This is a genomic window from Streptomyces mutabilis, from assembly GCF_014649815.1.
In the GTDB taxonomy this organism is placed as follows: Bacteria; Actinomycetota; Actinomycetes; order Streptomycetales; family Streptomycetaceae; genus Streptomyces; species Streptomyces mutabilis.
In genome coordinates this window covers 108,681-121,115 of record NZ_BMTT01000008.1, presented here as the reverse complement: position 1 = coordinate 121,115, position 12,435 = coordinate 108,681, and the positions used below count along the sequence as shown (strand labels likewise).

Genomic DNA, 12,435 nt, shown 5'->3' with positions numbered 1-12,435 from the left:
CCTGTCCGGGGGCGTGCGCCCGGCAGGGGTCTGTGCGGCCGGTACCGAGCCCCGGCCGGGACCGTGTGCCCGGCGGACGGCGCCGTGTGCGGCCGGGACCCGGCGCCCGGCAGGGGCCCCTACGCGGCCGGGACCGTGCGTCCGGCGGCGGGCGCCGTACGTGCGGCAGGCACCGTCTGTCCGGTGGGGGGCGCCCTCTGCTCGGTCGGGACCGAGCGTCCGGAGCGGGCGCCGTGAGTCCGGCGGGGCGCCCTGAGCCCGGCGCGAGACCGTGCCGTCGGCAGGGGACGCCCCGGCTCCGACCGGGGCCCGCGGGTCAGGGCAGGGCAGCCGCCCGGCGCCGGTCGAACAGCGGCGCCAGCAGGTCGCCGTGGTCCTGCACCCGTGGCCCCACGTCCTCCGTCCGGAAGACGAACTGCTCCGCCCGCCGGCACCCGGCCACCTCCTCCCACGTCACCGGGGTGGAGACGGCCGGCACCGCGCGGGCCCGCACCGTGTACGGGGTTGCCGTCGTCTTGCGGGCGGCGTTCTGGCTCCAGTCGACGAACACCTTCCCCGGCCGCAGGCTCCGCGTCATCCGGTGCACCACGAGCCGCGGCAGGGCCCGCTCCGCCTCCACGGCCAGCGCCTTCGCGTACTCGGACACCCGCTCCGACGACGCCCCCCGTACCCCCGCCAGCAGGTGCAGCCCCTTCGCCCCGGACGTCTTGGCGTACGTCTCGATCCCGTCCGCCGCCAGCCGCTCCCGCAGCCACAGTGCGACCTCGCAGCAGTGCACGACGGTCGCGGGCGGGCCGGGGTCGAGGTCGAACACCAGCCGGTCGGCCTCGTCCGGGTCGCCGGCGGTCCACTGGTGCGTGTGGAACTCGGTCACCAGGTTCGCCGCCCACATCAGGCTCGCCAGATCCTGCACCAGCACCATGCGGGCCGGCCCCTCCGAACGCGGCACCTCGGCCGTGGTGACCCAGTCGGGCGTACCCGGCGGCACGTTCTTGGTGAAGAACGCCTGGCCGTCCGGGCCGTCCGGGTAGCGCAGGAAGGAGACCGGACGGTCCCGCAGGTGCGGCAGCAGCACCCCGGCGGTCGTCGCGTAGTAGTGCAGCAGCTCGCCCTTGGTGAGGCCGGTCTCGGGATACAGCACCTTGTCCAGGTTGCTGAGGGCGACCCGTCGCCCCTCCACCTCAGTGATAGGCGCCATACCATGACAATCTCACGAAACAGTGACTTACCGCCCGACGGTCATCCGGCAGTCGACCGACAGGAAAGGTGCGGCACGTGCGATCCATCTGGAACGGCGCCATCTCCTTCGGCCTGGTCAGCATCCCGATCAAGCTGATGAACGCGACCGAGAGCCACTCGGTCTCCTTCCGCCAGATCCACACGGAGGACGGCGGCCGTATCCGCTACCGCAAGGTCTGCGAGCTGGAGGACCGCGAGGTGAGCCAGTCCGAGATCGGCAAGGCCTACGAGGACGCCGACGGCTCGATGATCCCGATCACCGACGAGGACCTGTCCCACCTGCCGCTCCCGACCGCGCGGACGATCGAGATCGTGGCGTTCGTACCGCAGAAGCGCATCGACCCGCTCCAGATGGGCTCCGCGTACTACCTCGCGGCGAGCGGCGCGCCCGCCGCCAAGCCGTACACGCTGCTCCGGGAGGCGCTCAAGCGCAGCAACCGGGTCGCCATCGCCAAGTTCGCGCTGCGCGGCCGGGAGCGCCTCGGCATGCTCCGGGTCGTCGGCGACGCCATCGCGATGCACGGACTGCTGTGGCCGGACGAGGTGCGCGCGCCCGAGGACGTCGCCCCCGACTCCGGGGTCACCGTCCGCGACCAGGAGCTGGACCTCGCTGACGCGCTGATGGACACGCTGGGCGAGATCGACCTGGACGACCTGCACGACGAATACCGCGAGGCGCTGGAGGAAGTCGTCGCCGCCAAGGCGGCCGGCGAGGCGCCCCCGCAGGCCCCCGAGGAGGCGGCCCCCGGCAAGGTGCTGGATCTGATGGCGGCGCTGGAGAGCAGCGTGCGAGCGGCACGGGAGTCCCGGGGCGGTGACGCCGGACCGGCCGAGGAGGCAGAGGTCAGAACCCTGCGGCAGCGCAAGCAGCCGGCCCGGCGGGCCCCCAAGGAGACCGGCGGCAAGAAGTCGACGTCGACGGCCGCGAAGAAGACGGCGGCCAAGAAGACGGGGGCGAAGAAGTCGACGTCCTCGGCCGCCCGGAAGTCGACGGCGAAGTCCACCCAGCCCGCGAAGAAGACGACCGACCGGGGCACCGCCAAGAAGGCGGCGGGCAAGAGCACGGCCGGCAAGGCGACCGCCAAGAAGACGGCGTCCCGCGGGCGCAGCGCCTGACGCGTCAGCGGGGTGCCGGACAGCGAAACGTCGCGTCCGTGCGGCGGGAACCAGCGGTCAGTCGAACGTCCAGGGGGAGAGGGACGCCCGGGGGACGGCGGACGGGTCGGGCTGGAAGGCCGCAGGGCTCGTGGAGCCGGACGCCGTCGGCCCGGGGGCGGCGGCGCTGGGCAGCACGGAGCCCTCCTCCAGGCGCTGCCCGATGGTGTCGGCCGGTTCGCCGCCGGGCGTGCCGGGGCCGGTGGACAGCTGTGACCACGCGGTCAGGGCGAGGGCGACCGCGGCGGCCGTGCCGATCACCCGGCCGACCCGCCGGACGCGGGCGCGGCCGTCCAGTTCACGCCAGGCCGGCCCGGGCCACGGGTCCTCCGGGAGCCACAGCTCGCCGACCGCGGTGGGCGGCGGCCCCGGCTGCCAGCCGGGCGTCCGTTCGCGCGCGGCGGGTTCCCGGAGGGCGGAGGCGCGGATGGCGCGCTCGTCGTCCTCGAGGAACTTCCGCCAGACGTCCTCGGGCACGGGCGGCACACCGCCCGGTTCGTCCGGCTCGTTCGGCGTCGCGCCGCTGTCCGGCCCCGAAGCGGTCATGATCCCGCTTCTCCTTCCTTCGTCGGTCCGTACGGCGGCCGGGCCGGGTAAGCGGGAGGGGAGCCCGCCGGCGGCCGGTGTGCCGTGCGGTGCCGTGGCACCGTGCCGGTGTCACTCCTGGGCGCCGAACGGCAGCCCCCGGGCCGGATCATTGCACAGCGCAAAAAAGGGTCGCCAGGGTGCCCGGCCGCACCGCACCGCGCGGCAACGCCCCGTCGGTCGTCGGCCGCCGACCCCATGAACGCGCGGGGACACCGGGGCGTTCCCGGTGCCACCGGGGGGTCCGTACGCGCCATCGCCGCCCTCCCGATGTGTGACCCGGCCTCCACCCTCGCACAGGGAAGATGTACGGACGGCGGCCGCCGTTCCCCGTGTGCCGGTCGAGGTGTGCCGCGGCGGCGCACTCCGTGCCGATCGGGTGAGCGAGCGGGGACTTCGGCGCGGTGGAAAGGACCCATGCCCGAGCGTGGGGTGCCCGTCGGGAACCCGGGCGGTGTCGACGCGGTCACCAGGGCGGGGCCGCGTCACGACTGCTGGTGGAGGTCTCCGCACGGTCGCTCGCGCAGGTGAACAGCGGGCGACGCTGCCCCGGTTCCGGATGTCGATGGTGCTCTTCACCAGGGGCGACACCGAGCCGGCCGCGCTCGCCGACCACCTTCGGGTCGCTCCGTCGACGGCGACGCGCACGGTCGGCCGGCTGATCGCGGCGGGCCCCGCCGACCGGCGGACCGCCCCCGACAACCGGCGCGGGACCCTGCTGCGCCTCACCGACGAGGGACGGCGCACCGTCGAGTACGTCAGCGCCCGGCGGCGCGCCGAGTCGCCACGACCGTCGAACGGCTCGCGCCGCACCAGCGGGCGGCCCTGGTCGATGCGCTCGCCGGGAGACGGCGAGCCCCTGGGTCGGCCCCCGCCACCCGCGGCGCCTGACACCCGCCCGGTGGGCCGCTCGGGTCACCCGGCCGCCGGTGACGGCGTGGGTGTCGGTGAGGCGGTGTTCACGTTCAGGTCGGGGCGCGGCTTGAGCACCAGCACCCGCTCGCCCGGCTGCGGCGGTGGAGGGGTGACCTTCTCCCTCGGCAGCTTCGCCGGGCCGGTCTGCTGGAAGGTGACCCTGTCGTACTCGACGAGCCCGGTCTTCTCCAGCACCGTGATGTGGTCCAGCACGGTGTCGTTGGCCAGGTCGGCCAGCTGCCGCACGAGCGTGTTCTTCGTGGTGGCCCGGATCTTGGCGATGGCCGGGAAGATCTGACCGTGGGTCACCCGCATGATGTTCACGGCCGACGAGTCGAACTCCTCGCCGCTCGTGGCGTCCACCGTCGCCACGAAGTCCTCCTGTTGCGGGGAGGCCCGGTTGGGCAGCGTGATGCCCAGCTCCGGGGAGATCTCCCGGCACACCGCGTCCAGCCCGGCGTGCCCGACGACCAGATGCTCACCGGCCGTCCGCATGGCCTTCGTCGTGCCGCGCTCCATCACCATCTCGCCCAGCGGGTACTCCCACAGTCCGGCGGCCCGGACCTTGACCACGAAGTCCCGGTCGGCCTCGGTGAGCGGCCCGAACCTCGTACTGGCGATGACCCGGTTCCGGGTGCCGTCGGCCTCGTCCAGACCGAGCACGGCCGGAAAGGCCAGCGCGGTGAGGGTCAGGGCCATCGCACCGAACAGGACGACGACTCCGATCCTGCTGCGGGACAGCCGCATGATGCCTCCAGGGGGCGACGCGAGGAACTCGCACGTGTACTCGTACGCCAGGAGGTACGGAAACGGCGCGCGGATCTGTCACCACCGCGGCGAGGAAATTTCGTTCAGCCGATGTCGGCCCCGTACACGCGCTCGACGGCGATCGTGAGCAGTACCCGGCGGTCGGACACCATCGTCATCCGGTACTCGTCCCAGTCCGGGTGCTCTCCGGCGGCGGCGCGGTAGTACTCCACCAGCGCCTCGACCTCCGGACCGTGCGGGTCGGTGCCCGGCCCGATGAGGGTCGCGACACCCTCCGCGGTGGCCCAGGACCTGCCGTCCGGGGCGGTCACCTCCAGGGCGGCCCGCGGATCCCGGCGCAGGTTCGCCGTCTTGGCCAGACCGTCGCGGGTCGAGACGCGGATGACGTCCGCGTCCGGGTCGTAGGCGGGCATGACGGGGGAGAGCTGCGGGCGGCCGTCCGACTTGATCGTCGCGAGCACGCCGAGCCGGCTCTCGGCCAGCAGGGCGCGGGGGTCAAAACGCGGTGTCGTGGTCATGGGCCGATCATCACCCCCGGCCCCGCCCGCTGTCCCCCGAACCGTCCGCCGAACGCCGCCGCACGGCAGGCCCGGGTGTCCGGGGCGGTCGTCCGGCCCGCTCAGGGTACCGAGGGCCCGCCGAGGTAGTCGCCGTCGCGGTCGTAGGGCCAGGCGTTGGCGACGCAGCCCTTGAGCCCCTTGATCTGCTGCATCATCGCCGGTGCGGGAAGGCCGGGGCCGGGGCAGGTCTCGTGGCCGTGGCCGATGCGGTGACCGACCTCGTGGTTGATGATCAGCGCCCGGTAGTCGCCGATCGGCCCGTCGAACTGGGGGGAGCCCAGCACCCAGCGCTTGAGGTTCACCACGACGTCCGTGCCGACCGCGCAGTTCACCTCGCCCCGGGTGAGCAGGCCGTAGGCGCCGCAGATCTCGTCGACGGTGCCCGGCGTGGCGATCTTCACCACGAAGTCGTGCGACCCGGAGCTGACCAGCCGGAAGGAGTTGGTCCCGTCCCTGGTCCAGCCGCGGCGGTCGGCGAGCACGTCGGATATCTCGGCCGCGGCGGCGCTCGGCCGGATGTCGATGCCCTCCTCCACCAGGACCTTGTAACGGCGTACGCGGCTGCCGGTGCCCACGGTGGAGCCGTCGGCCTCGGCGGTGACGAAGGTGCCGGGGCCGGTCGCGGGAACGGCGATGGTGGAGGAGGAGGGCGACGGCGAAGGGGACGCCTTCACGGACGGCGAACCGGAGGGGCCCGCGGTCTCCCCGGACGGCGACCCGGACGGGGCGTCGGGGGCGTCCGTGCGCCCGGCGGCGTCCAGGGCGTCGGCGACGTCCGCCGCCTGGTCGTCCGTCACCGCGGGCCGGGAGTGCTGCCAGTGCGCGACGGCGGCGCCCGCCGCGAGCAGTACGGCACCGGAGGCCAGGCCGCCCAGGACCAGGCGGGCGGGCCTGCGGCGACGCCGGCTGCTGGCCCGGGACAAGCGCCGGTCACCGCCCGGCGTCGTTCTCCGGCGGCTCTGGCGGGCGGTGGATCGGCCCACGACGTGCGTCCTCTCTTCCGGTCGGCGGGGCGCGCACAGCGGTCTCCTCTGTGCCTCTGTCGCCACGAAGATCAAAGCGGAAGATCGTGCCGAAACATCGCCGGCGCCGAAGTGGGGCTTATCACACGCCAGTTCGGTTCCGTGGTGCAACTCTCGGGCGCCCCGAACGGTCCGCGAGCGGCGGACAGGAGAACGGGCAACGGAAGGCGTCCGGCCGGGCACGCACACGTGCGCCGGGGCCGCCCGGCGTGAGCTGGGCGACCCCGGCGCGGTGCGTCGACCGCCGGCCCGTCAGCCGGCGGTGCTCCGCTCCCAGCGGTAGAAGCAGCGCGCCATCGCGTCCTTCGGGCCGCGCCAGGTCGCCGGGTCGTACGCCGAGACGTACGGCTCCAACCGCTCGCTGACCCTGCGGAACTCCGGATGCCCGGTCAGCCGGCCGATGGCCGGAGCCGGGTCCTCGTCGCTCTCGATGAGGTGCATGTACACGCCGTCACCGAACTCGAAGAGACTGCGCCGGTTGACGCCCACCAAGTGGGGCAGCTCGCCACTGTCGGACTCGGCGAACACCTTCGCGATGTCCGGTGCCGCCCCGGGTGCCATCCGGGCGACGATCAGGGTGTGGTGCATGGGGAGGTGCCCTTCCTCGGTGTAACTGCGTCGTGTCACTGCGTCGGTGCCACTGGGCCGCCGGGCCGGTGACCCCGGCCCGGCGGTGTCAGTCGGCGAGTACCGCGGCGGTGCGCCGTTCGCCCGCGGCCTGCTCGATCCGGTCCCGGATCAGCGCCATCTGCGTCCGCGAGTTGCGGTTGATGTTGTCCGTCATCCAGGCGTCGTCCACCGGGGCGTCCGGCTTCATCGCGAAGTCCTGGATCCAGCGCATCCGGGTGCCGTCCGCGGTCTCCGCGTACTCCCAGACGATGTTCATGTACTGGAAGGGACCGGTCTCGACCCGGTGGGCGCGCACCGTGCGGGTCGTCGGGTCGGCGACCCGCTCGGAGACCCAGCTCCACACCTTGCCGTCCTTGTCCGGGTGCATGGTGAGCCGGAACGTGACCCGGTCGCCGTCGCGTTCCAGCACGTCCACGGAGGCGTACTCGCTGAACAGCCGCGGCCAGTCGTCGATGTCGTTGGTCATGTTCCAGACCAGCTCCATCGGCGCGGCGATGGTGATCTCGTTGTCGGTGTGGCCCGCCATCTCACACTCCCGTCTTCAGGGCGCCGTTGACCAGCGCGAGGAAATCCGCGGGCGTCTTGCAGCGCTCGGCCTGCTCGGGCAGGCCCAGCCCGTACCGCTTCTCCAGTTCGGCCACGATGCCCAGCAGTCCGAGGGAGTCCAGGCCGAAGGCGTCGAAACCGTCGTCGGCCTGCTGCCGGAGGGTGATCGGGTCGACGTGCACGCCGGCGGTGCGCTTCATCAGCGCCGACAGCTCCTCGACGGTCACCTGGTAGTCCAGTTGGTCGGTCATGCGGAGTCTCCTTCACTCGGGGCGGCGCCCGCCCTCGGGCCGGCGCTCACTCGGGGTTGGCGTTGGTCGGTCGGTCCTCATGCCGTGCGGGGCGCGGTGCCGTCCTTGCGCACGACGAGCGCCGCGTTGGAGCCCATGAGCCCGCGGCCGAGGACCAGTGCCGTGCGCGGCTCGGCGGGCCGGGCCCGGCCGGTGACGAGGTCCAGGTCGTGACAGACGTCGAACACGTGCGGGGTGGGCGGGATCAGCCCGTGTTCCATGGCGAGCACCGCCGTCGCCACGTCCAGCACCGGTGCCGCGCAGTACGCCCGTCCGGTACCGGTCTTGGGCGCGGTGACCGGCACCCGCCGGGCGTGTGCGCCGAGCGCGTCGGCCAGTGCCAGGGCCTCGGCCCGGTCGGCTTCCGGGACACCGAGGGCGTCGGCGAACACCACGTCGACCTCCTCGGGCCGGCACCCGGCCTCGGCCAGCGCGCCCTGGACGGCCCGCGCCAGCCCCTCCCGGGACTCGGCCCACCGGGACGGCCCGGTGAAGGTCGCCGCGTGTCCGGCGATCGTCGCCCGCACGTCCGCCCCGCGCTCCACCGCCGCCCGCTCCTCCTCGACCAGGAGCACGGCACCGCCCTCGGCCGGCGCGAACCCGCAGGCCGCCTCGGTGAACGGGCGGTAGGCGCGGTCGGGTTCACCGGCGGCGCTCAGCTCGGGGTAGCCCAACTGGCACACGATGGAGTACGGGGCGAGCGGAGCCTCCGTCGCGCCGCACACCACCGTGTCGGTGCCGCCCCGCACGGCCAGCGCCGCGTGCGCGAGGGCGTCCAGGCCGCCCGCCTCGTCGGCGGCGACCACACCGCACGGGCCCTTGAAGTCGTTGCGGATGGAGATCTGGCCGGTACTGGCCGCGTAGAACCAGGCGATCGACTGGTACGGGCCCACGTACCGCGAACCCTGGCCCCACAGGTTCTGCAGCTCCCGCTGCCCGAACTCGCCCCCGCCCGACCCGGCGGCCGTGACCACACCGACCGAGAACGGTGACTCGACGTCCGCCCGGCCGAACCGGGCGTCCTCCAGGGCCAGTTCGGTGGCCGTCAGCGCGAAGTGCGTGAACCGGTCGGTCTGGACCAGGTACCGCCCCTCGACCGTCTCGGCCGCGTCGAAGCCGTGCACCTCGCCCGCCACCTTCAGCGGCAGGTGCGCACAGCCCTCCCGGGTGACGGGCCCGAGGCTGCTGGTGCCGTCGGCGACGCCCTTCCAGTGCGCCTCGGCCCCGATGCCGTGCGGGGACACCACGCCGAGGCCGGTGACGACGGCACGCCTGCTTCCGTCCCGCGCGGGGCGTCCGCTCCTCTGTGGTCCACTCATCGCAGCCCTCCTTCACAGCCGCTCAGCACGACCGCGGACTGGAAGCCGCCGAAGCCGCTGCCCACCGACAGCACGTGCCGCAGCGTCCGCTCCCGTGCCTCGCGCGGCACGTAGTCCAAGTCGCACTCGGGGTCGGGGGTCGTGTAGTTGGCCGTCGGCGGCACCACCTGGTGGTGCATCGCCAGCACGCACGCGGCCAGCTCTATGGAGCCGATCGCGCCGAGCGAGTGGCCCACCATGGATTTGATCGAGCTCATCGGCGTCGCGTAGGCGTGTTCGCCCAGCGAGCGTTTGACGGCCGCGGTCTCGTGCCGGTCGTTCTGCTGGGTGCCGGAGCCGTGCGCGTTGACGTAGTCGATGGCGGAGCCGTCCAGCTCGGCCATGTCCAGCGCCGTGTCGATGGCCCGCGCCATCTCCAGGCCCTCCTTGGTGAGCCCGGTCATGTGGTAGGCGTTGCCGAAGGTGGCGTAGCCGGAGATCTCGCAGTACACGTGCGCGCCACGGGCCCGGGCGTGTTCCAGGTCCTCCAGGACGAGCACCGCGGCGCCCTCGCCCATCACGAAGCCGTTGCGGTCGGCGTCGAAGGGCCGGGAGGCGTGCGCGGGGTCGTCGTTGTTCGGCGAGGTCGCCTTGATGGCGTCGAAGCAGGCCATCGTGATCGGCGATATCGGCGAGTCCGCCGCGCCCGCCAGGCACACGTCGACGCGGCCCTCGGCCACGGCGTGGTAGGCGTACCCCACCGCGTCCAGACCGGAGGTGCATCCGGTGGAGACGGTCTGCACCGGCCCCCGCACGCCGAACTCCTCGGCGACGGCCGACGACAGCGTCGCCGGGGTGAAGGCCCGCTCCAGGTGCGGCTCGGCCCGCCGTGCGTCCACGTCCCAGCGCGAGCCGCGCTCGCTGACGAGTACGTAGTCGTGCTCCAGCCGGGTCGTGCCGCCGACCGCCGTGCCCAACGTGGCACCGGCCCGCCAGGGGTCCTCCCGCGCCATGTCGAGGTCGGCGTCGCGCACCGCCTCGGCGGCGGCGACCAGCGCGAACTGCACGTAGCGGTCGCTGCGCTGAACCGTGGCGAGGTCCAGCCCGTGCTCCAGCGGCTCGAAGTCGCACTCGGCGGCGATCTGCGAACGCAGCCCCGCCGGGTCGAACAGGGAGATGCGGCGCGTCGCCGTACGGCCGTCGGACAGCAGCCCCCAGAACTGGGGCACGCCGATCCCGCCCGGGGCGACGACGCCTATGCCCGTGACGGCGACCCGACGCCGGGTCATGACACCGCCTCGGCCGCGGCGGCGGGGCGCTCGTGCCCGGCGCACCCGGCGTGGTCCGGGAGCGGCAGGGGGTTGCCCGCCGCGTCCTCGGTGTCGACGTGGCCGATCTCCGGCCGCGGGGCCAGCGGGCCCAGGTGGAAGACGAGACGTGCCTCGGTGTCGGCCGTGTTGCGGAAGCGGTGGCGCATGTCCTGCGGGATCAGGAGACCCTGCCCGGTGGAGAGGGTGTGCGGCACACCGTCCAGGTCCACCTCCAGCGCGCCGTCCGTGACGTAGACGAACTCCTCGGAGTACGGGTGGTAGTGCTCGGCGATGCGCTCGCCCGGCTGCACGATGGCCACGCCCATGAAGCCGCTGGTCGACCCGGCGGTGGTGGGCGTGAGGAGGGCGCGGAGGTCTCCGCCGCGGCGACGGTTCGGCGCGATGTCGCCGAGGGAGACGATGCGTACCTGCTGGTCTGTCATGTCGTTCACTCCGGGTGCGGGGAGATGGTGGGGAGGTCGGGAGGTGCGTGCGCGCGGCCGTGGCAGTGGCGGGGCGCGCCGTCGGGCCCGGGCTCGGCCGCGTGGACGGGTTGCGTCGTCGGGGCGTGGGGTCGGTTCGCGGAGGTCGGTCGCGGAGCCGGGCCGTGTCGGCCCGACGCGGGGACGGTGCCGTCGGTCCGGCGGCACGTGGTTCAGGTGGCGGGCGAGCGCCGGTCGGTCAGGGGCGTCATACGGGCCCGCGCGAGCAGCAGCGACAGCGTCCGGGGCTCCGTCAGGGGACCGTCGACGCCGACCGCGGGAGTGTCCAGCAGCCCCGCGGCCTCGCCGGCGGCGTCGGCGGTGCCGTGCAGCCCCAGGACGGACGCGGGCGCGTCCTCGGGGTCGCCGTCCACGTCCACGAGCCGTACGACGAGGTCGTCGCGGTGGAAGACGGTGGCGGCGAGGAGCGGACCGTCCGGGGCGTGGGCGGCGGCCGCGTCCTGCCGGGCGAGCAGCCGGGCCAGTTCCGGACCGGCGCCGCCCCGCACCGGGTAGAGCAGCGCGAGCCGCTGGGTGCGCGCGTCCGAGCCGTCGCGACACGCCACGTGGTGGACGGCCGGCATGGCGGCCCGGGTGAAGAAGCGCCGGGCGGACTGCGGGTCGCGAAGGCCCCGGTCCTGCTCCAGGTGGGGGTTGAGGGCCTCCTCGACGGCCCGTACCCCGGGCTGCCGGGCTACGTGGCGCAGCGCCGCCTGCAGGTCGCCCCGCACCTCCACGGCGCGCACGACGCGGTTGCCGTGCATGAAGAGCGAGGTGCGCAGCAGCCGTGTGGAGTCGTCCACGTGGGCGTCCGGCGACACGTACTCGGAGAGCATCCGGGCGACCTCGGCCTCGCTACCGGGCCGCACGGTGAAGGTCAGGGCGTGCCGTACGACGTTGCTGCCGATCCGGGGGGCCGACCGCAGGGCCGCACCGGCCGCGGCGGACGGTGCCGGCTCGCCGAGGGTCTCCCGCAGGACGCTGTAGCGCAGGGACCGGGTGTCGCGGACGCAGTCCTGCAACGGCTCGACGGCGTCCAGGTGCTCGTCGCTGTTGACCCAGGCCAGGAAGGGCGCCGCGCTCTCCCACTCGCTGGTCAGCAGCCATTGGGTGGGGTTCTCCAGGGACTGGCACAGCTGGTCGCTGACGTGTCCCGGCACGGCGGCCACCCGGTCGCGGATGCGCTCGTAGGCGTCCAGGAACTCCTGCTGCATGCCGTCGTGGATGTCCAGCATCAGGACGACCCGCACACGGGCTCCGTCGAACGCGGATATCGACACGCCGTCCGCGTCCGCGGCCGGTGTCGCCGCGTCCGCGGCCTCTGTGGACAGGGCATCCGCCGACACGGCATCCGTCGCTACGACGGGAGAGACCGTCATCCGGCCCACCTCTCCTCCGGGGTACTCCTCGTGGACTGGGGCGGCGATCGTCGCGGCGCGCGCCGTGGCCGGCGGGGTGCGGCGGTCGCAGTAAGCACGATCGTGAGCCGTGCCCGCGAGGACCGCGATCCAGGAGGGTTAAGCGGGTGAAGCCTGAGCCGCCGCGGGCCTCAGCGGGCCGTACGGGGCATGCATGAAGGCCCCGGGCGCACACCTGCGCGCACTGTCACGGGGCCAGTCACGCGACGACGGTCCG

Annotated in this window: 13 protein-coding genes and 1 pseudogene; 2 read left to right on the top strand and 12 right to left on the bottom strand. The window is 73.8% G+C overall.

What is annotated here, in order from left to right:
* Positions 1 to 316: 316 nt before the first annotated feature.
* Positions 317 to 1,198: a non-homologous end-joining DNA ligase gene (gene ligD, locus IE142_RS18435; protein WP_191886792.1), complete on the bottom strand. Its 882-nt coding sequence runs from the start codon at positions 1,196 to 1,198 to the stop codon at positions 317 to 319.
* A gap of 77 nt (positions 1,199 to 1,275) precedes the next feature.
* Between ligD and ku the strand changes: the two genes are divergently transcribed.
* Positions 1,276 to 2,355 (top strand): non-homologous end joining protein Ku, encoded by a 1,080-nt coding sequence (gene ku, locus IE142_RS18430; RefSeq protein ID WP_191886791.1) that lies wholly within the window; start codon positions 1,276 to 1,278, stop codon positions 2,353 to 2,355.
* Positions 2,356 to 2,412: 57 nt separating this feature from the next.
* On the opposite strand, the gene IE142_RS18425 is transcribed toward ku, so the two are convergent.
* Positions 2,413 to 2,940: a hypothetical protein gene (locus tag IE142_RS18425; protein WP_191886790.1), complete on the bottom strand. Its 528-nt coding sequence runs from the start codon at positions 2,938 to 2,940 to the stop codon at positions 2,413 to 2,415.
* Between the two features lie 598 nt (positions 2,941 to 3,538).
* On the opposite strand from IE142_RS18425, the pseudogene IE142_RS38790 reads away from it, so the two are divergent.
* Positions 3,539 to 3,631: pseudogene (locus IE142_RS38790) on the top strand (MarR family transcriptional regulator); the annotation flags it as partial.
* Positions 3,632 to 3,894: 263 nt separating this feature from the next.
* Here the strand turns inward: IE142_RS38790 and IE142_RS18420 are convergent.
* The 10 genes from IE142_RS18420 to IE142_RS18375 all read right to left on the bottom strand — a co-directional run bounded on the left by IE142_RS18420 (position 3,895) and on the right by IE142_RS18375 (position 12,179).
* Positions 3,895 to 4,641, bottom strand: a complete 747-nt coding sequence (locus IE142_RS18420) for a DUF4142 domain-containing protein (RefSeq protein WP_191886789.1) — start codon at positions 4,639 to 4,641, stop codon at positions 3,895 to 3,897.
* A 104-nt stretch (positions 4,642 to 4,745) separates the two neighbouring features.
* The gene (locus IE142_RS18415) at positions 4,746 to 5,180 is read right to left on the bottom strand and encodes a PPOX class F420-dependent oxidoreductase (RefSeq protein WP_043379946.1); all 435 of its coding nucleotides are present in this window, start codon (positions 5,178 to 5,180) and stop codon (positions 4,746 to 4,748) included.
* Positions 5,181 to 5,281: 101 nt separating this feature from the next.
* The gene (locus tag IE142_RS18410) at positions 5,282 to 6,145 is read right to left on the bottom strand and encodes a DUF3152 domain-containing protein (protein WP_229830652.1); all 864 of its coding nucleotides are present in this window, start codon (positions 6,143 to 6,145) and stop codon (positions 5,282 to 5,284) included.
* A 351-nt stretch (positions 6,146 to 6,496) separates the two neighbouring features.
* Positions 6,497 to 6,832 (bottom strand): TcmI family type II polyketide cyclase, encoded by a 336-nt coding sequence (locus tag IE142_RS18405; protein ID WP_043379942.1) that lies wholly within the window; start codon positions 6,830 to 6,832, stop codon positions 6,497 to 6,499.
* 88 nt (positions 6,833 to 6,920) lie between these two features.
* The gene (locus tag IE142_RS18400) at positions 6,921 to 7,400 is read right to left on the bottom strand and encodes an SRPBCC family protein (RefSeq protein WP_191886787.1); all 480 of its coding nucleotides are present in this window, start codon (positions 7,398 to 7,400) and stop codon (positions 6,921 to 6,923) included.
* A gap of 1 nt (position 7,401) precedes the next feature.
* Positions 7,402 to 7,671 (bottom strand): acyl carrier protein, encoded by a 270-nt coding sequence (locus IE142_RS18395; protein ID WP_043379939.1) that lies wholly within the window; start codon positions 7,669 to 7,671, stop codon positions 7,402 to 7,404.
* Positions 7,672 to 7,748: 77 nt separating this feature from the next.
* Positions 7,749 to 9,029: a ketosynthase chain-length factor gene (locus tag IE142_RS18390; RefSeq protein WP_043379936.1), complete on the bottom strand. Its 1,281-nt coding sequence runs from the start codon at positions 9,027 to 9,029 to the stop codon at positions 7,749 to 7,751.
* A complete protein-coding gene (locus tag IE142_RS18385) occupies positions 9,026 to 10,297 on the bottom strand; it encodes a beta-ketoacyl-[acyl-carrier-protein] synthase family protein (protein WP_191886786.1) in 1,272 nt (423 codons plus the stop codon). The genes IE142_RS18390 and IE142_RS18385 overlap by 4 nt, the downstream gene beginning before the upstream one ends.
* Entirely contained in the window at positions 10,294 to 10,761 is a 468-nt protein-coding gene (locus tag IE142_RS18380) for a cupin domain-containing protein (RefSeq protein ID WP_191886785.1), read from the bottom strand. Before IE142_RS18380 ends, IE142_RS18385 begins: the two co-directional genes overlap by 4 nt.
* A 212-nt stretch (positions 10,762 to 10,973) precedes the next feature.
* Positions 10,974 to 12,179 carry a SchA/CurD-like domain-containing protein gene (locus tag IE142_RS18375; protein ID WP_191886784.1) on the bottom strand — a complete coding sequence of 402 codons (1,206 nt, stop codon included), beginning with the start codon at positions 12,177 to 12,179 and terminating at the stop codon, positions 10,974 to 10,976.
* Positions 12,180 to 12,435: the final 256 nt, after the last annotated feature.

Excerpts from the sequence above, each read along its gene's own strand:
- IE142_RS18385 (WP_191886786.1), bottom strand. The coding sequence starts at position 10,297 with ATGACCCGGCGTCGGGTCGCCGTCACGGGCATAGGCGTCGTCGCCCCG.
- IE142_RS18425 (WP_191886790.1), bottom strand. The coding sequence starts at position 2,940 with ATGACCGCTTCGGGGCCGGACAGCGGCGCGACGCCGAACGAGCCGGAC.
- IE142_RS18415 (WP_043379946.1), bottom strand. The coding sequence starts at position 5,180 with ATGACCACGACACCGCGTTTTGACCCCCGCGCCCTGCTGGCCGAGAGC.
- IE142_RS18420 (WP_191886789.1), bottom strand. The coding sequence starts at position 4,641 with ATGCGGCTGTCCCGCAGCAGGATCGGAGTCGTCGTCCTGTTCGGTGCG.
- IE142_RS18390 (WP_043379936.1), bottom strand. The coding sequence starts at position 9,029 with ATGAGTGGACCACAGAGGAGCGGACGCCCCGCGCGGGACGGAAGCAGG.
- IE142_RS18400 (WP_191886787.1), bottom strand. The coding sequence starts at position 7,400 with ATGGCGGGCCACACCGACAACGAGATCACCATCGCCGCGCCGATGGAG.
- IE142_RS18395 (WP_043379939.1), bottom strand. The coding sequence starts at position 7,671 with ATGACCGACCAACTGGACTACCAGGTGACCGTCGAGGAGCTGTCGGCG.
- IE142_RS18375 (WP_191886784.1), bottom strand. The coding sequence starts at position 12,179 with ATGACGGTCTCTCCCGTCGTAGCGACGGATGCCGTGTCGGCGGATGCC.
- IE142_RS18405 (WP_043379942.1), bottom strand. The coding sequence starts at position 6,832 with ATGCACCACACCCTGATCGTCGCCCGGATGGCACCCGGGGCGGCACCG.
- IE142_RS18380 (WP_191886785.1), bottom strand. The coding sequence starts at position 10,761 with ATGACAGACCAGCAGGTACGCATCGTCTCCCTCGGCGACATCGCGCCG.
- ligD (WP_191886792.1), bottom strand. The coding sequence starts at position 1,198 with ATGGCGCCTATCACTGAGGTGGAGGGGCGACGGGTCGCCCTCAGCAAC.